This is a genomic window from Burkholderia sp. 22PA0106 (assembly GCF_047497155.1).
In the GTDB taxonomy this organism is placed as follows: domain Bacteria; phylum Pseudomonadota; class Gammaproteobacteria; order Burkholderiales; family Burkholderiaceae; genus Burkholderia.
In genome coordinates, this window is record NZ_CP163162.1 from 1,448,986 (window position 1) to 1,465,669 (window position 16,684).

Sequence of the window (16,684 nt, forward strand, 5' to 3'; positions counted from 1 at the left end):
GGTATCGGTCGAATGTCCGATACGGGGTGGGGTGGGGTGTTCGGCGGGGGCTTCGGCGCTTTTTAAGTGTGGCTTAAGCATCGGCAGCCCATAATCGCCCGCGATGTACGCACTGTAACGGTGGGAGTCGTGTTAGCGGAGAGGGATGGCCAGTTGGACTACGGCGGCCATCCATCGAAACGGCGCAGCTCTCTTGGACCCGGTCGATGACCGGGTCTTTTTTTATTTGCGGTGGTTTTTGGGGCTACGTCCGGCCCGGAGCGCTCGGCTGCTTTTTTCGAAATGGTCGCTGCAGGTCATTTTCTTGTCGTTTCATTCCCTGACAATCCGTCAGACCACACCCGCCCACGCGCCGCCCGCCTCGCTTCCAGAGGATTCAACGTTCAATTCATCGCGCGGTATACCGTATGAATGTTTCTGTGCAGAATGACGGACATTCCGCTCGATCGACGTAGCTCACAATATCGAAATTTTCGAAAGGTTCCGGTAGAAAGCGAAACGGATTCGATAAAAATACGTTAGAAGATGATTACCTTTCTGTACGCCTGCACCATCACGCTGAGTGCCTTTCTATTATTTCAAGTAGAACCCCTGGTCGGAAAAATCATCCTCCCCGGCTTTGGCGGGTCGGCGGCCGTATGGAGTACCTGCCTGCTTTTTTTTCAGGTACTGCTCGTCTTGGGTTATCTGTATTCGCATCTGACGATCCGTTTCCTGACCGCCAGGCGGCAAGTGCTCGTGCATGTCCTGCTTCTTGTCGTGAGCCTGGCGCTGCTTCCGATCAAGCCGGTCATGCACGGGATAACGGCGGCGAACGGCAATCCCGCCTTGACCATCGTCGGCCTGCTGACCATGAGTATCGGCTTGCCGTATTTCATGCTTTCGACAACGGGGCCGTTGGTGCAGGCGTGGTTCGGCCGAGAGAAGTTACGTGTGGTGCCTTACCGCCTGTTTGCACTTTCCAACGTCGGATCGATGCTGGGCTTGCTCAGTTATCCGATCGTTTTCGAACCGTGGTTGCCGTTGCATCTTCAAACGATCGGGTGGTCCGCCTCCTATGTCGTGTTCACGCTGGTGTGCGGAACCCTGGCGCTCAGGGCATCGCGTACGGAACAAAAAGAGCCGACGCCATCGGCCGATGATGCGGTCGAGCGGCCACGCGCCAGGATGTTGGTTATATGGACCCTGATGGCCGTATGCCCCTCGGTGCTGTTAATGGCGGTCACCAGCTACCTGACTCGCAACGTGGCGCCCATTCCACTTTTATGGGTGTTGCCGCTTGGGCTTTACCTGTTGAGTTTCATCTTGTGTTTTGAAGGGCGGATGTGGTACCGGCGGAGCCTCTGCGTCTTTCTTCTGATTCTCGCATTGGTCGGAATGACGGCAGGGTTTCTCGGATTTCTATCTCGGGACTCGCTGTTCCTGCCAATCGTCTTGTTTAGCGCGGGGCTGTTCTTTGGCTGCATGATTGCTCACGGAGAACTCGCCAGGCTAAAGCCGCATCCACGCTATCTGACGTCGTTCTACCTTGCGCTGTCGGTTGGCGGCGCGATGGGAGGCGTGTTCGCGGTATTCATCGCGCCGAGTTTTTTCAATGGCGATCACGAACTGCCGCTGGGGATGGGCGCGATGGCTGTCCTCGCGCTGATCGTCACCTATCGAGGCATGACGAAAGGGCCGAATAAATCGGCTGGACCGGTGGCTTGGCTGGGGCTGGCGACCATGACCGTCGTGGTTGCCATCCTGATTGCGAGCCTGTATTACGGCACGGTTTTGAGACTCGCAAGCACCAGGCTTTCCGTCCGGAATTTTTACGGGACGCTGGCCGTCAGTGATCATGGCAGCGGCGAGCAAGCTAAACGGGTGCTGTCCAACGGGTTGATCGTTCATGGCGAGCAGTATTTGGCGGCCGACCGCCGAGCGTGGCCGACGACCTATTACGGCGAACATTCCGGCGTTGGCATGGCGATCCTCGCCAACCGGACAGCGCAGCCTCAACACGTGGGCGTGATTGGACTGGGTGCCGGTACGCTGGCGGCCTACGGTCGTGCGGGTGACGATTACCGATTCTATGAAATCAATCCGCTCGACATTCGCATTGCCCGTTCGGAATTCAGCTTTCTTTCGGACTCCCCAGCGCATGTTTCCATCGCATCCGGGGATGCGCGTCAGACGTTGGCGCAGGAACGCCCTCAGCAGTTCGATTTGCTGGTGGTCGATGCCTTTTCAGGCGACGCGATTCCTGTTCACCTGCTGACCCGGGAGGCATTCGCCATATATTTTCAGAACCTCAAGCCCGGTGGCATGCTGGCCGTGCATGTGACGAACCATTATTTGGACCTCGCTCCGATCGTCAAGCTCAATGCGGCGTTCTATGGAAAGGAGGCGAGGGTCGTGAAATCCGAAGTGGGCGACTCAAATGACGGGAAGGGCGAGTTGAAATCGATTTGGGTGCTCGTTTCGGATCGGGCGGATAACTTCTCGCGGAATCAATTCCTGGGGAATGCGAAACAGATCGAGTTGCCGGACGGATTCAAGCCCTGGACGGACGATTACAGCAGTCTCTATTCGGTATTGAAGAGAAAGACTGATTGACGCGTTTTCGGACAAGTCCGCCAAGTCTTGATTGCCGGGTTATGGCCCGGCTCCTCACCCCCGCCCCCGCCAAGCCACGAAAGCCACCCCCAAAATCGCCATCCCACCCCCCACCAACGTCGCCACCCCCGGCCGTTCCCCCGTCATCCCCATCGACAGCACTGTCGCCGCGGCCGGCACCAGATAAAGAAAGCTCGACGCCCGAGCCGCACCGAAATACCCCAGCCCGACCGTCCAGCTCGCATACCCGAGCGCCGCCGGAAACACCCCCAGCACCAGCACCGCGCCCAGCGTGCCCGGCGACGCGGCCGGCGCGGCGAGCGAGCCGATCGCACCGGGCAGCCACGGCGACAGCAGCAGCGCGCCGGCCAGCAGCGTGTAGGCGGTGCTCGGCAGCGCGCCGTAGACGGGAATCAGGCGCCGCTGCAACACGAAGTAGCCGGCCGATGCCAGCGCGGCCAGCAGGATCAGCGTCGCGCCGCTGCCCGGCACGAGGCCGCCCGGCTGGCCCCAGGCGATCACGCCGATCCCGGCGAAGCTGAACAGCGAGCCGATCCAGCCCCAGCGGTTGAATTTCTCGCGCAGGAACAGCGTGGCGAGAATCGCCGTGAAGATCGGCGAGGTGCTCATGATGAACGCGGCCGCACCCGGCGCGACGGTCAGCTCGGCGGTGTTCAGCAGTGCGTTGTAACTGGCGATGCCGAGAAAGCCGGACACCAGAAACCACGCGGCATCGCGCAGCGACGGCCGGGTCGGGCGCCGGTAGCAGAGCCACACGATGACGAGCACGGCGGCCGTGGCGAAGCGCGCGGCGGCAAGCTGCATCGGCGCGAGGCCGTGCAGCCCGATCCGGATGAACGGGAAGGCCGAAGCCCACGACAGGATCGTGAACGCGACGGCGCCGGTCGCCCGGGCCGACGAAACCGGTTTGCGTTGGGCGGGCAAGGCAGCGGACGGCGTCATGAGCAGGCTCCTGGATCGAATGGACGGGATTCATTGTCCGGGTCAGGCCGCCCGCGATAAACGGAGCCCGCGCCGAAACAGAATCCGTCCGGGCCGGACAATGCGCGCGAGATTGTACGGTTCGCCCGGATTCTGTTGCGCCGCCCGGCCGGCTTCCTGCCCGCGCCGCGATTGCGCACACTGGCCCCGGCAGGCAACCGTCCGGTTGCCGATGTCTCGAACCGATGCACCGCAGGGAGCGACACCCATGTCCATTTCACTGATCGAACACGCCTGGATCGACCTCTCGACCGCGCCGCATGCACCGTGCGCGATCACGCATCTGAGCGACGCCGACGCGCCGCGCTGGAGCGGCGTGCTCGATCTCGGCCCCGGCGCGGCGCACACGCTCGACGCCGGGCTGCGTCACGATCTTTTTGTTTTGCAGGGCGAAGTGATGGCCGACGGCCAGCGTCTCGCCACGGGCGATTTCCTGACGCGTTGCCGTGACACGGTGGTGCGCGCGGGCGAGGGCGGCGCGCGCGTGCTGCTCTATCGTCAGGCATGCGATGCGTTGTGCCAACTCTTGCTGCGGACGTCGACGGGGCGGGTCTGGCACGGCGGCGTCAACCCGCGCATGCGCATCGCGCCGCTCGCGGGCGGCCGTCATCATGTCAGCCTCGTGGCATGGCAGCCGCAGGCGCGCACCCGCGCGCATGCGCACCCGAGCGGGGAGGAAATGTTCGTGTTGAGCGGGGTGCTGCGCGACGGCGAGCGACATCATCCGGCCGGCACCTGGCTGCGCCTGCACCCGGGTGCGGAGCACGCGCCATTCGCCGACGAGCCGGCCGTGATCCTGCTGCGCCACGGGCATCTGCCCGATGCGAAGGACCCGGCAGGCCCGGCGAATCAGGCCTGATCGGCCTTGAGCAAGTCGATCAGCGCACGGACCTTCGGCGCGGTGTGCTTGCCGGGCGGCAGCAGCGCGTGGATCGCCGAGCGCGCGGTGGCCCATTCCGGATACAGACGCACGAGCCGGCCGGCGGCCAGATCGGCTCGCACCGAGAAATCGGGCAGCACGGCCAAGCCCGCGCCTTCGCTCACGGCCGAGCGGCACGCGTAGACGGTATCGGCCTGCAGCCCGGCGGAAAACGCGATCTCGCAGGTGTCGGTGGCGCTGCCGTGGCGGTGCATCGTGAAGCGCGCGGGGTGATGCAGCACCGACAGCGCCACGAACGGCAGTTCGGCGGCATCGCGCAGGTCGTCGGGGAGCGCATGGCTCGCGACGAACCCGGGGCTGGCGACGAGCCACTTCGTGTAATGGCCGATGGCCACCGCGCGATGGCTCGAATCGTTCAGTTCCCCCAAGCGAATCGCCACGTCCACGCCTTCCTCGATCAGGTCGATCAAGCGGTCGGCCGACACCATGGCGACGCGCAGCCTGGGGTGCGCCTGCCGCAGCCGTGCCAGCACCGGTGCGAGCACGATCGCGCTGTATTCGACGGACGACGCCACCCGCAGCGTGCCGCTCAGGTCGTCCGGCGACGGGCTGGCGATCGACACGGCCTCGTCGGCGAGCCGCATGATTTCCCGGCACGTTTCGAAGAACGCCTCGCCGGCTTCGGTCACGCTCACGCGCCGGGTGGTGCGCACGATCAGGCTGGCCTGCAACTGCTGTTCGAGGCGCTGGATGCTCTCGCTGACGGAGGTCTTGCCGATGCCGCGCCGCTCGGCCGCCCGCGTGAACGAACCGGTTTCCACCACGGCGATGTAGTTGAGCAGGTGCTCGAAGGTCAGGTTGCGCAGGTCGGGCATGGCAAGGGCGGGGAGAGTGGCGAACGCGGCCGCCAGTGTGGCACGGATTCGCTTCGCCGCATGGGCCACTGTTTGTGGCGATGCGGCGGACGTGGCGCTCGTTCACGCGAAACGGGCATACTTCGCCGCGGGCCTCGATCCATCACGAAGTAAGCAGCGCTCGATGCCGGGTTGGCGTCAGCGTGCCGCGCGCGTGCGTTTCGGCTTCTTGGCCGCGGCGGCGCGCGGCGCTTCCTTGGCGGCGGTCGTGGCCGGGTCGCCGCGTTGCAGATCGTCGAGCCAGGACAGTGTTTCCGCGTAGCCGAGGAAGTGACGCAGGTAGTCCGGCGAGATGTCGCGCATCTGCAGCAGCGCGCGGTGCACGAGGCTGCTCGAATTGAGCGGGCCGGCGTTCTTCGGCACGCTGTCGAGCGAGACCTGCACCTGGCGGTCGGCGCTCAGTTTCGACCAGAGCTCGCGGAAATAATCGAGTACGGCGGCGGGCGGCGCGCTGCGGGTCGTGCGGGCCTTGTCGAGACTGAGCGCGGCGAACGGGCTGGGCAGCGGGGCGGCGGGCGCTTGGTTCGACGCCGTGTCGCGTGCCTGTTCGATGCGTGCCGCGTAGTCTTCCAGCAGCGCGTGCAGGCGTGTGTCGATCACGCGCCGCGCCGCGCCGCTGTGCACGTTGGCGCGGCGATGCAGCGCATCGATCAGGCCGAAGCGCAGCGGATCGATGCGGTCGCAACCATCGGCTCGCCAGGCGTCGAGGCGGGCGCGGGCGGCGTCTTGCGGCAGGTCGTCGGAAGCGTGGCGCATGTCAGTGCGCCACGGCGGCGGAGGTGGCGCTTGCCGCCGTGGCCGTCACCGAACTGGTCGGGCGCGGCACCGCCGCGATCTCGACGCGGCGGTTCTTGGCGCGGCCCGTTTCATCGGCATTGGAGCCGACCGGCTGCTCCGAACCGAACGCCGCCGCGAACACCGACGGCGCGGGCACGCCCGCATCGATGAACGCGCGCGTGACGGTCAGCGCGCGCTCGGCGGACAGCTCCCAGTTGTCGGCGAAGCGGTGATTGCCGGCGCGCACCTGCTGATCGTCGGCGAAGCCGCTGACCATCAGGATCTGGTCGCGATCATGCAGGTAGGCGGTCAGCGGCCCGGCGAGGCTACGCAGCAGGTCGCGGCCGGCCGGCTGCAACTGATCCGAATTCACGGCGAACAGCACGTTGCCCGCGATCCCGATGCGGCCGTCCACCAGCGTCACGCGGCCGGCCGCGAGCGGGCCGGCCAGCGCCTGTTCGAGCGTCTTGCGGCGCTGCGTTTCCACCTGCCGCTGCTTGACCTCGTCGGCCAGCCGCGACGACGCTTCGAGCTGCATGCCGATCACGCCCACCAGGATCAGCACGAACGCGCCGAGCAGCGCGGCCATCAGGTCGCCGAACGCGGCCCAGACGGGCACGCCCGCGTCGAGGCCGCCGTCGATATCGTCGTTCATGCCGGCTTCGCTCCGTCGAGGCGTTGCAGGTTCTCGACGATCTGCTGCTGCGACATCAGGCTCAGATCGATCACGTCCTTGGCCTGCGCGACGTAGTAGGCCAGTTGCTCGTCGCTGCGCGCGAGCGACTTGTCGAGCGCGCCTTCGATGCGCTGCAGTTGCGCCATCAGCTTGTCGTTCGATTCGCCGAAGCCGGCCACGGCCTGACCGAACGCTTCGGCGAGGCTGGCCATTTCGACGGCGCTGCCCGTGACTTGCGCGGACACGCCTTCAAGCGCCTGCGCGCCCGTCTCGACCTGCCGGTCGAAGCGCGTGCCGACACGGTCGAGCAGGTCGGACGAGGTGGATACCAGCGCATCGATCGCGCCGCGTTGCTCGTTGCTGGCGTGGCTGACGGCGTCGAGCAGGGTAGCGACGGTCGAGAGCAGGCGGCCGCGTTCCTCGAGCATCGCGGTGTCCTGCACCATGCTCTCGGACAGCTTCTGACGCAGCTCCGCGACCACGTCGGCGGCGGCGCGCGGCGCTTCGGCGGCTGCTTCGACGAGGCGCGAGATTTCGGCGAAGGTGTCGCGGGCGTGGGTTTCGGTTTGCGCGGCGATGGCGGTGGCGGCTTGCGCGAGCGCGTCGCAGATCGCTTGCTGGCGCTCGGCGGCGTGTGTCGAGGCGGCTTGCCAGGCGGTGGCGTTCGCTTCGGCGGCGCGGGCGATTTCGGTGATGGTGCCGCTGGCGTGTGCTTCGGCATGCGTGGCGATTTCGCCGGCCGCGTGTTCGAGCGCGGTGCAGATGCGTTGTTGATGCTCGGCGGCCTGCGCTGCGCTGGCTTGCCACGCGGCGGCGTGTGCTTCGGCGGCGCGGGCGATTTCGGCGATCGTGCCGCTGGCGTGTGCTTCGGCGTGCGTAGCGATGCCGTTGGCCGTGTTCGTCAGCGCGTCGCAAATGGTTTGCTGACGTTCGGCGGCCTGCGTCGAAGCGGCTTGCCACGCGGCGGCGTTCGCTTCGGCGGCTCGCGCGATTTCGGCGATGGTGCCGCTGGCATGTGCTTCGGTCTGCGTAGCGATGCTGTTTGCGGTCTTGGCAAGCGCGTCGCAAATGGTTTGCTGACGTTCGGCGGCCTGCGTCGAAGCGGCTTGCCACGCGGTAGCGTTCGCTTCGGCGGCGCGGGCGATTTCGGCGATCGTGCCGCTGGCATGTGCTTCGGTCTGCGTAGCGATGCTGTCGGCGGTCTTGGCGAGCGCGTCGCAAATGGCCTGCTGGCGCTCGGCGGCCTGCGTCGAAGCGGCCTGCCATGCGGTGGCGTTCGCTTCGGCGGCGCGCGCGATTTCCGCTACCGTACCGCTGGCCTGCGCGGCGGTCTGCACGGAAATCTCGTTGGCCGTCCTGGCTAGCGCGTCGCAGATCGTCTGCTGACGCTCGGCCGCCTGCGTGCTGGCCGTCTGCCAGGCCGCCGACGAGGCCGCCGCGAGCCGCGCGATTTCGGTGGCGGTGGCGGTGGCCTGCGTTTCGGTGCGCGCGGCCACGTCTTGCGCGGTGGCCGCCAGCGCCTCGACCACGGCCTGCTGGCGTTGCGCGGCCTGCGTGCTGGCCGCTTCCCAGGCAGCCGAGGCTGATTCGGCGGCGCGTGCGATCTCGCCGAGCGCGCGGCCGGTTTGCGCTTCGGTCTGCGCGGCGATGCTGCCGGCCGTGCGCTCCAGCGTCGCGCAGATCTCGGCCTGCTGCTGCTGCGCGGCCGCGTTCGAGGCTTGCCATTGCTCGCGCAGCGTCGTGCCGACGGCTTCCAGCGAGCCGGTCCAGGCCGCGAGACGCGTTTCGTCGCGCGCGGCGAGCTGGCCTTGCAGTTCCTGCTGCGTGCCGTGCAACTCGCGCAGCAGCGCGGCGGCGTGCGTTTCGAACGTCGCGGCGGCCGAGGCGAGCGCCTGGCGGTTGTCGTCGGCGAGTTTCTCGCCCGATTGTTCGTGACGCGCCAGCGCGTCCTGCCAGGTTTGCGACGCGGCTTCGGCGGCGGCGGCCTGACGGCTGTCGACATCCCGCAGCAGCGTGGCCGAGCGGGCCTCGAAGCTGGCGTTGAAGCTGTCGAGCGCGCCGCGCAGGTCGCCCGCCAGCGCGTCGCCGGCGCGGCGTTGTTCGGCCAGTGCGTCGGTCCAGAGCCCGGCCACGCGGGCCGTGCTGGCCTCGAAGCCACGGTTCAGGCCGTCCAGTTGGCGTTCCACCGCCTGCGTCAGCGTGCCGTGCAGCGCGGCGCTTTCGCGTGCGAGGCCGGCCATCGCGGCATCGACCACCGGCGCGATCGCCGATCCCGCCGCGCGCGCGCTTTCCGCCGCGCTCGATTTGAGCGCCTCGCCGAGCGTCGCCGCGAGGCGCGCGTGGCTGGCTTCGGCTTTGTCGAGGAAGGCCTGTTGCCCGGCGAGCTGGCGGTCGCCGGCCGTCGCGCCCTGGCGTTCGATGGCCGCGATCAGCGTTTCGAGCTTGTCGACCAGCGCCGGCATCGCGTCGGCCTGGCGCTGCATCAGCGCGAAGCCGGCCTCGCGGCGGTGCGCGTGCGAGAACGGGCGCAGCACGGTGGCGCTCAACGCGTCGAGTTGCTGCACGGCATCGAGCCGCTCGCGGCGGCACAGCGCCGACAGCAGACCGAGCATCGCCGAGGTGGCGACGCCCGCGATCGAGGTGCCGAACGCGAAGCCGAGACCGCGGATCGGCGCGTACAGCGCGTTGCGGATCGCGTCGAGGCCGGTCGCGCCGTCGAGTGCCGCGCTGGTGCCGCGCAGCGTCGCCACCATCCCGAGCAGCGTGCCGAGCATGCCGAGCAGCACCAGCAGGCCGACCAGGTAGGGCGTCAGCGCCGGCGCGGGCAGGGCCGCGCGCTCGCCCTCGACGCGGGCGCGCACCGCGCCGCGCAGGCCCGGCGCGAGTGGTTCGAGCCAAGCAGCCAACGAGGCCGGCTCGGCCTGCGTGGCGCAGGCGCGCGTCAGGCTCGCCGTGGCCTGGCGGTAGCGGTGCAGCTCGAACGCGCCGCCCGCGTAGAAGGCGGCGATCAGGAGCGTGACGGCCAGCGCGAGCGGATTGGCGCTCACGTAGCCGGCGCCGATCCAGGCCACCACGGCCAGGCCGGCGAGAAATACGACGAGATCGATGCGAAGTCGGGACATAGATGGAAATTAGCGGGCGCGAAGGGCCGCGAGCAGCCCTCCGACCGGTTGGAACCGGACATCCAGTTCGGCGAGCAGGACGCTCTGCATATCCTTGCGGAACGTGTCGAGCCAGGTGTCGGCCGGCGCGGGGCCGGGGGCGATGCGGGGCCGGACGGCGGCGGCTGCGTGTGCGCTTGGGGGGGCGGTTGCGGTGTTCGGGGCTTCTGCTTGCGCTTGCGCTTGCGCCTCTGCCGCAACCGCTTCCGCCTGCACCCGAGCCTCCGCTTCGGCCGCTTCCGCCTTGGCAGCCGCGCGCAGCCGCTCGAAATACTGACCGAGCAACCCCGGCACCGCGCCGAACAGGCTGCGTTCGCGCGCGGCCAGCGCGCGCTCCATGGTGGCGTCGAGCGCGGCCAGCCGTGCCAGCGCCGGCGATTGCGCCGCCAGCCGGCCGCGCAATTTCGCGCGCAGGTCGCCGATGTCGCTCTCCATCTTCTGCTGCAAGCCGAGGCAGCACTGACGATAGAGCGCGAAATCGGCGTCCGGGCCGATGAGATCCGGCAAACGCGCGGCCTGCGGCGGGGGCGGGGCAAAGCCTCCCCCGGGCGGCCGTGGCGCGGCGCGCGCGCGGGGGCGAGCAAGGCGTCGTTGGCGATCGCCTTCGACAGCGCCGAGCGCAGGTCCAGGCAGCGCGCCGCCTCGTCGCCGCCCTGCGTGCGCAAGCCGGCCACCGCGGCGGGCGCGGGGGCGGCCAGCACGGAGGAGAGCGCGATCGCGTCGGTCCAGCCGACCCATTCGCTGAGTCGGTCGGGCAACGGCAGCGCGGTACGCGGCACGTCGGGCTGGCCGAGACGCATCAGGAGTCGGATGATGGCCGGCGCGTTCAGTGAAGTGCGCGGCGAGGTGGGCAACATGCGGCGAATCAGAAAAAAAGGCAGCAGTTTACACAACGGCGCGGCTCGGCACGCGGTTTTGGCGGACGAGGCGTGCAACCGGGCCTCGCGGAAGGTGCGGCAAGGGGCGTCGGATGCGCCACTGGCAAGGCGCGCGGGCCGTCAGGCGGCACCGAGTGCCTTCTTCATGAAGTAGCGCGAAAAGCCGGTGGGATAGTCGGGCAGCTCGGCGAAACAGGTGTAGCCGAGCCGTTCGTAGAACGGCCGCGCCTGGAAGCTGAAGGTGTCCAGCCAGGCGTGACGGCAGCCGCGCGCCACGGCTTCCTGTTCCGCGAGCCGCATGAGGCGCGTGCCCACGCCGCCGCCGCGCGCCGCTTCCGGCACCACCAGCAACTGCGTGAACAGCCATTCGTAGCCCGTCATGCCCCACAGGCCGCCCACGATCTCGCCGTCCGCGTCGCGCAGCGCGACGACGAGCGGGCGATGCCCGGCCGGCGCGCCGGTGGCATTCACGTTGTATTGCACGAGCGGCTCGACGATGCGCTTGCGAACGGCCTCGTCCGCTTGGTCGGTCAACGTATAGGTATGGGTCATGGTCGTTCGATCCGGAGAAGGGAGGCACGGCGGGCCGGGCGCCCGGTTCGCCACGCGAGACGGCAGGTATAGCGGACCGGCGCATGCCTGACAACAGCCCGGAGCAGTCGCGCGATCCGCAGGCTGGCCGTCTGACATATGCCTGTCGGCATGCCGCTATACAATCCGCCGCTCGCAATCAGGCATCGCCACGAGGTTTCATGACCCGTCCGGACCCGGCCGACCCCGCCACCCCCCGGCAGCTCGCCGATTTTCTCTGCTTCGCCGTGTACTCGGCCAACCTGGCCTTCGGCAAGGCGTACAAGCCGCGGCTCGACGCGCTCGGGCTGACCTACACGCAGTACATCACGCTGGTGGCGGCCTCCGAGGGCGAGGCGCAGACGGTCGGCCAGCTCGGCGAGCGCCTCTACCTCGAATCGAACACGCTGACGCCGATCCTCAAGAAGCTCGAGGCGCTCGGTTATCTGGCGCGGCAGCGCGCGCAGCACGACGAGCGGCAGGTGCTGATCAGCCTGACGCCGCAAGGCCGGCAGTTGCGCGAAACGCTGGGGAAGGTGAGTGTGGCCGATGCGACCGGCCTGTCGGCCGAGGAAAGCGACGCCACGCAGCAGGCCGTGGCGCGCTTGCGGGACCGGCTGGTGGCGTCGGTGCGGAACGACGATTGAAGAGATGGCTTGACGTCCGGTTGAGTGCCGTCTGAAGGCAGGCGGCGCTCAACCGGTTGCGGGCGCAAGCATCAGCGCCGGTTATGGCCGCCCCGCCTTACAGCACGGGGCGGCCGGCAACCCTCAGACTGCCGCGCCGCGGCCCGCCTGCGGACGGTTGGCCGAAGTCAGCGTCGAGATCACCAGCGTCACGACGATGTTCACCACCAGCGCGATCAGGCCGATATAGAACGTGTAGGAACCCGAACCGACGTGCAGCGTGTACACCGGCTTCAGGCCTTGCGAGACCGACAGCGCGGTGCCCAGCACGATCCCCACCAGCCAGCCGATCAGCAGGCCGGTCGCGCTGAGGCGGCGCGTGTACAGCGAGAACACCACGGCCGGCAGGATCTGCAGGATCCAGATGCCGCCCAGCAGTTGCAGCTCGATGGCGTACTGCGTCGGCGCCGCGACGATGAACAGCAGCGCACCGAACTTCACGAGCAGCGACACCAGCTTCGCCGTCGAGGCCTCGCCGGCCGCCGATTGATTCGGCGACACCAGCGGGCGCCACAGGTTGCGCGTGAACAGGTTCGCCGCGCCGATCGACATGATGGCGGCCGGCACCAGCGCGCTGATCGCGATCGCGGCGGCGGCGAAGCCGACGAACCACGACGGGAACAGCGTGTGGAACAGCGCCGGCACCACATCGGTGGGCGACTTGACGTGGATGTCCGCGGCGATCGCCATGTAGCCGAGCAGCGCGATCAGGCCCAGCAGCACCGTGTAGGCCGGCAGGAAGATCGCGTTCTTCTTGACGGTCGCGGCTGAACCCGAGGCCAGCACGCCCGTCATGGTGTGCGGATACATGAACGCGGCCAGCGCCGAGCCGAGCGCGAGCGAGGCATACGCCGTGAACTGGGTCGGCTTGAGCAGGATGCCGGTCGCGCCGCCCTTGGCCGCGAAGTGCGCGTCGGCCAGTTCGAACACGTGCGCATAGCCGCCGAGCTTCACCGGGATCAGGCAGACCGCCGCGATCACCACGATGTAGATCATGATGTCCTTCACGAAGGCGATCATCGCCGGGGCGCGCAGGCCGCTCGTGTAGGTGTAGAGCGCGAGGATCAGGAACGCGATGATCAGCGGCAGCTCGCCCGACACGCCGAGGCCCTTGATCACCACCTGCATGCCCACCAGTTGCAGCGCGATGTAGGGCATCGTCGCGACGATGCCGGTGATCGCCACCGCCGCCGGCAGCCACTTGCCGCCGAATTCGCCGTGCACGTAGTCGGCCGCCGTGATGTGGCCTTTCGCGTGCGCGATCTTCCAGAGCTTCGGCATGACCGCGAACACGAACGGATAGACCACGATCGTGTAGGGCAGCGCGAAGAAGCCGTAGGCGCCCACCGCGTACACCAGCGCCGGCACCGCGATCACCGTGTAGGCGGTGTAGAAATCGCCGCCCACCAGGAACCACGACACCACCGTGCCGAACTGGCGGCCGCCGAGGCCCCATTCATGCAGTTGCGTGAGGTCGCCGCGCCGCCAGCGCGCCGCGACGAAACCGAGCACCGTGACGAGTGCGAAAAACGCGATGAAGACGGTCATCGCCACCGGATCGATCGAATAGCCGTCGTTCATTTTTCACTCCGGTAGACCAGATACAACAACACGGACGTAACCGGAATCCACAGCAATTGATACCAGTAGAACATCGGCAGGCCTGCAAACGACGGCTGGCCGTAGTTATAGAACGGCAGCCATAAAAGCGCGACATACGGAATCAGCAGCGCGACCCAGACCCATAGCGGTTTCCGTTTGCGTGCATCGTCCTGAGGGCTGTCTGCCATCGGTCTCTCCTCCTGTGTGGTGGGCTTCGTATCGGGTTATTGGATAAAGCGGCTCGATTGTGAGCCATTATGAGATAGGTTGCAGTAGGAAACGACCGGCGTTGTCGGCTTCGGACAAATTGGAATGACTTCCTTTCAAATTGCTTTTGAATAAGGCGTTAATCCTTACGAATCAATTTCATTGTTTTGACGGACCGGTCGGACCAGTTAGGAATCCGCAGTACAGCCGAGCGTTACGCACGTTGCCTTGCCAGCCAATCATTCTCTTTTCACCGGGTAAAAATCATCCCGGCTCAATCGATCGATATCGCCATGACTACTTCGCAGCCCGTTGCATTGATTACCGGTTCGACATCGGGGATCGGTGCGGCCATTGCCCGCCGGCTTTCAAAGGATGGATTTTCAGTTGTCCTGCATTCGCGCAACTCGGTCGAGGTGGGGCAGGCGCTGGCGCGCGAGCTCGGCTCGGCCGCCTATGTGCAGGCCGACCTGGCCGACGACGCCGATCGCATCCGGCTGGTGCGCGAGGCGGTGGCCGTGTGGGGCCGGCTCGACGTGCTGATCAACAACGCCGGCATCAGCCGCGTGATTGCGCATGCCGATCTGGCGGCGGCCACGCCGGAGGTCTGGCAGGAACTGCATGAGATCAACGTGGTGGCGCCGTTCCGGTTGATCACCGAGGCGCAGGCGGCGCTGAAGGCGACCGCCGCGCGTGGGCGGCCCGGCTGCGTGGTGAACGTCAGCTCGCATGCGGGCGTGCGGCCCAAGGGGGCGTCGATCCCGTACGCGGCGAGCAAGGCCGCGCTCAATCACGTGACGCGCTTGCTGGCGGTGTCGCTGGCGCCCGACATTCGCGTCAATGCCGTCGCGCCCGGGTTGGTGGATACGCCGCTGACGGCGGATTGGACGCAGGCCCAGCAGCTTTGGCGCGAGAAGGCGCCGATGCGGCGGGCGGCCAGCCCGGACGATATCGCGCAGGCGGTGGCGTGGCTGGTTGCTTCGGATTACTTGACGGGGGAGATCGTGATGTCGGATGGCGGGCTGAACTTGACGTAAAGGTCGATGGATCGCGGCGCCCGATGAACCGGTCAGGCGCCGCGTCGCCTCAACTCAACTCGCCACCGTCAACGCGAACGGCTTGAACCCCGACGCGCGAACGAGATGCGGCACCATCAGCATCATCGCTTCCGTCGCGCGCGCCGATTCGATCGCCCCGAGATCGAGCATATCGTGCGCCGGCCAGCCCAGTTCGATCAACAGCCGCGCCACTTCCTCCTTGGCCTCGCCGTCGTTGCCGCTCAGAAATGCCTTCGGCGGTATCGCCAGCGCACCCGGCGCCGTCATGACGCTGACGTGCATCGTATTCAGCGTCTTGACCACCTGCGTGCCGGGCAGCGCGGCCTGCAACTGTTCACCCAGGCTGCTGCCCGCGTAGAGCAGCCCGCCGGGCATGCCGTCCGGCAGGCGCTCGGTGGCGTTCGCGAGGTCGAGCAGGATGCTGCCCTTCAACGCGTCGCCCAGCGCGCTCAGGCATTCCAGCGCGACATGGCCGGGCAGCGCGTTGATGACGATGCGCGACGTGCTGGCCGCCTCGTCCAGCGTTGCGTGATGAACGGCCGGCCCGCGCCAGCGCGCCGATCCGGCTTGCGGGTTGCGATGGCCGACGGTGACGTGATGGCCTCGATCGACGAGCGCTTGCGCGAGCGAGGTGCCGACGCGTCCCGCGCCGAGAATGCCGAGATTCATAGAGGTATCCTGATTGATTGGAAATCGGTTGATCGATAGGGTGTGGCGCGTCAGGCCACGTCGCGCAACGCGTCGATGCATTCGCCATGAATGCCGGGCGCGCAGGCCAGGAAATCGTCGCTCGCGAGCGTCCACGGCTGGCCGCGCAGGTCGGTCACCACGCCGCCCGCCTCGCCGATCAACAGCGCGCCGGCCGCTTGCCCCGAGCGCACGTTGCTGTGCTGCCAGAAGCCGTCGATCCGGCCGGCGGCGACCTGCACGAGCGGGAACGTGGCGGGCACGCTCATGCGCACCACCAGCGCCCGGCGCAGCATTGCCGTGATCGATGCGCCGATGCGGCGGTGGGTGGCGTCGCTTTCGCCAGGCTTGGCCTGGCCGGTCGTGACGAGGGCGGCGCGCAGTTCGGTCCGGGTGGACGCGCGCATCGGCACGCCGTCGGCGTACGCCACGCCGCTGCCGCGAACCGCCGTGTAGAGCCGCCCGGCAACCGGCTCGTGGATCGCCGTGAGCATTGGCACGTTGTCGCGTATCAGCGTGGCGCTGACGCCCCATTCCGCCAGGCCGTGCACATGGTTGATATTGCCCTCGACGGGATCGACGAGCCACCATTCGCCGTCGGGCAGCGCGCCGCCTTCGAGCTCGTCCTCGACCCAGCGCGCGGCGGGGCGGGCCTGCGTCAGCAGCGGGCGCAACACGGCGAGCGAGATGGCGTCGTTGGCGTGGATCGCCTCGATTACGCCGGGCAGCGTGTCCGGCGTGCGGGTTTGCGGGTCGAAGTGGCGCAGCATTGCGTCGCCTGCCACGCGCACGGCGGCAACGGTCGCGGCCAGCAGCGCGCCGTCGCCGGCCGTCGTGACGGCTTGCGCGGCAAGCTGGCCCGCGATGTATCGCTTGGGGTCCTGAGTAGTCATATCCGGTTGCACTCCTGAATGCGCATCAGCGCGAACAGGCTTCATTTTTCGGTAGCGAGTGATTAACATCAAATCAATTGTCGTTACCGATGAGTTAA

Annotated in this window: 15 protein-coding genes and 1 pseudogene; 4 read left to right on the forward strand and 12 right to left on the reverse strand. The window is 67.4% G+C overall.

Annotation, left to right across the window (positions count from 1 at the left end; all coding sequences use genetic code 11):
- Nucleotides 1-525: 525 nt before the first annotated feature.
- On the forward strand, nucleotides 526-2,595 hold the full coding sequence (locus AB4850_RS06285) for a spermidine synthase (RefSeq protein WP_414441742.1): 2,070 nt from the start codon (nucleotides 526-528) through the stop codon (nucleotides 2,593-2,595).
- A gap of 54 nt (nucleotides 2,596-2,649) precedes the next feature.
- Here AB4850_RS06285 and AB4850_RS06290 read toward each other — a convergent pair whose 3' ends face one another.
- Nucleotides 2,650-3,558, reverse strand: a complete 909-nt coding sequence (locus tag AB4850_RS06290; RefSeq protein WP_414441743.1) for a DMT family transporter — start codon at nucleotides 3,556-3,558, stop codon at nucleotides 2,650-2,652.
- Nucleotides 3,559-3,805: 247 nt separating this feature from the next.
- On the opposite strand from AB4850_RS06290, the gene AB4850_RS06295 reads away from it, so the two are divergent.
- A complete protein-coding gene (locus tag AB4850_RS06295) occupies nucleotides 3,806-4,456 on the forward strand; it encodes a cupin domain-containing protein (protein WP_414441744.1) in 651 nt (216 codons plus the stop codon).
- On the opposite strand, the gene AB4850_RS06300 is transcribed toward AB4850_RS06295, so the two are convergent.
- The 7 genes and pseudogenes from AB4850_RS06300 to AB4850_RS06330 form a co-directional block, all read right to left on the reverse strand.
- Nucleotides 4,447-5,352: a LysR substrate-binding domain-containing protein gene (locus tag AB4850_RS06300; RefSeq protein ID WP_414441745.1), complete on the reverse strand. Its 906-nt coding sequence runs from the start codon at nucleotides 5,350-5,352 to the stop codon at nucleotides 4,447-4,449. The genes AB4850_RS06295 and AB4850_RS06300 overlap by 10 nt on opposite strands.
- Nucleotides 5,353-5,529: 177 nt before the next feature.
- Nucleotides 5,530-6,147, reverse strand: coding sequence for a DUF2894 domain-containing protein (locus tag AB4850_RS06305; RefSeq protein WP_414441746.1), 618 nt, complete (start codon nucleotides 6,145-6,147; stop codon nucleotides 5,530-5,532).
- A gap of 1 nt (nucleotide 6,148) precedes the next feature.
- A complete protein-coding gene (locus AB4850_RS06310) occupies nucleotides 6,149-6,823 on the reverse strand; it encodes an OmpA family protein (RefSeq protein WP_414441747.1) in 675 nt (224 codons plus the stop codon).
- Nucleotides 6,820-9,966, reverse strand: coding sequence for a DUF802 domain-containing protein (locus tag AB4850_RS06315; RefSeq protein WP_414441748.1), 3,147 nt, complete (start codon nucleotides 9,964-9,966; stop codon nucleotides 6,820-6,822). The genes AB4850_RS06310 and AB4850_RS06315 overlap by 4 nt, the downstream gene beginning before the upstream one ends.
- Nucleotides 9,967-9,975: 9 nt before the next feature.
- Complete coding sequence (locus AB4850_RS06320; RefSeq protein ID WP_414441749.1) at nucleotides 9,976-10,512, reverse strand: DUF3348 family protein; 537 nt, start codon at nucleotides 10,510-10,512, stop codon at nucleotides 9,976-9,978.
- A 110-nt stretch (nucleotides 10,513-10,622) separates the two neighbouring features.
- Nucleotides 10,623-10,862 (reverse strand): annotated as a pseudogene (locus AB4850_RS06325) (DUF3348 family protein); the annotation flags it as partial.
- Nucleotides 10,863-11,003: 141 nt separating this feature from the next.
- A complete protein-coding gene (locus AB4850_RS06330; RefSeq protein WP_414441750.1) occupies nucleotides 11,004-11,435 on the reverse strand; it encodes a GNAT family N-acetyltransferase in 432 nt (143 codons plus the stop codon).
- 200 nt (nucleotides 11,436-11,635) lie between these two features.
- Between AB4850_RS06330 and AB4850_RS06335 the strand changes: the two genes are divergently transcribed.
- Entirely contained in the window at nucleotides 11,636-12,100 is a 465-nt protein-coding gene (locus AB4850_RS06335) for a MarR family winged helix-turn-helix transcriptional regulator (protein WP_414441751.1), read from the forward strand.
- Nucleotides 12,101-12,223: 123 nt separating this feature from the next.
- On the opposite strand, the gene mctP is transcribed toward AB4850_RS06335, so the two are convergent.
- Together mctP and AB4850_RS06345 are read right to left on the reverse strand one after the other, a co-directional pair.
- Nucleotides 12,224-13,720, reverse strand: a complete 1,497-nt coding sequence (gene mctP / locus AB4850_RS06340; protein WP_414441752.1) for a monocarboxylate uptake permease MctP — start codon at nucleotides 13,718-13,720, stop codon at nucleotides 12,224-12,226.
- Complete coding sequence (locus AB4850_RS06345; RefSeq protein ID WP_414441753.1) at nucleotides 13,717-13,929, reverse strand: DUF3311 domain-containing protein; 213 nt, start codon at nucleotides 13,927-13,929, stop codon at nucleotides 13,717-13,719. The genes mctP and AB4850_RS06345 overlap by 4 nt, the downstream gene beginning before the upstream one ends.
- 312 nt (nucleotides 13,930-14,241) lie before the next feature.
- Between AB4850_RS06345 and AB4850_RS06350 the strand changes: the two genes are divergently transcribed.
- Nucleotides 14,242-14,985, forward strand: coding sequence for an SDR family NAD(P)-dependent oxidoreductase (locus tag AB4850_RS06350; protein ID WP_414441754.1), 744 nt, complete (start codon nucleotides 14,242-14,244; stop codon nucleotides 14,983-14,985).
- Nucleotides 14,986-15,039: 54 nt separating this feature from the next.
- Here the strand turns inward: AB4850_RS06350 and AB4850_RS06355 are convergent, their stop codons facing one another.
- Nucleotides 15,040-15,756 (reverse strand): NADPH-dependent F420 reductase, encoded by a 717-nt coding sequence (locus tag AB4850_RS06355; protein WP_414441755.1) that lies wholly within the window; start codon nucleotides 15,754-15,756, stop codon nucleotides 15,040-15,042.
- The gene (locus AB4850_RS06360) at nucleotides 15,726-16,586 is read right to left on the reverse strand and encodes an inositol monophosphatase family protein (RefSeq protein ID WP_414441756.1); all 861 of its coding nucleotides are present in this window, start codon (nucleotides 16,584-16,586) and stop codon (nucleotides 15,726-15,728) included. The genes AB4850_RS06355 and AB4850_RS06360 overlap by 31 nt, the downstream gene beginning before the upstream one ends.
- Nucleotides 16,587-16,684 lie beyond the last annotated feature (98 nt).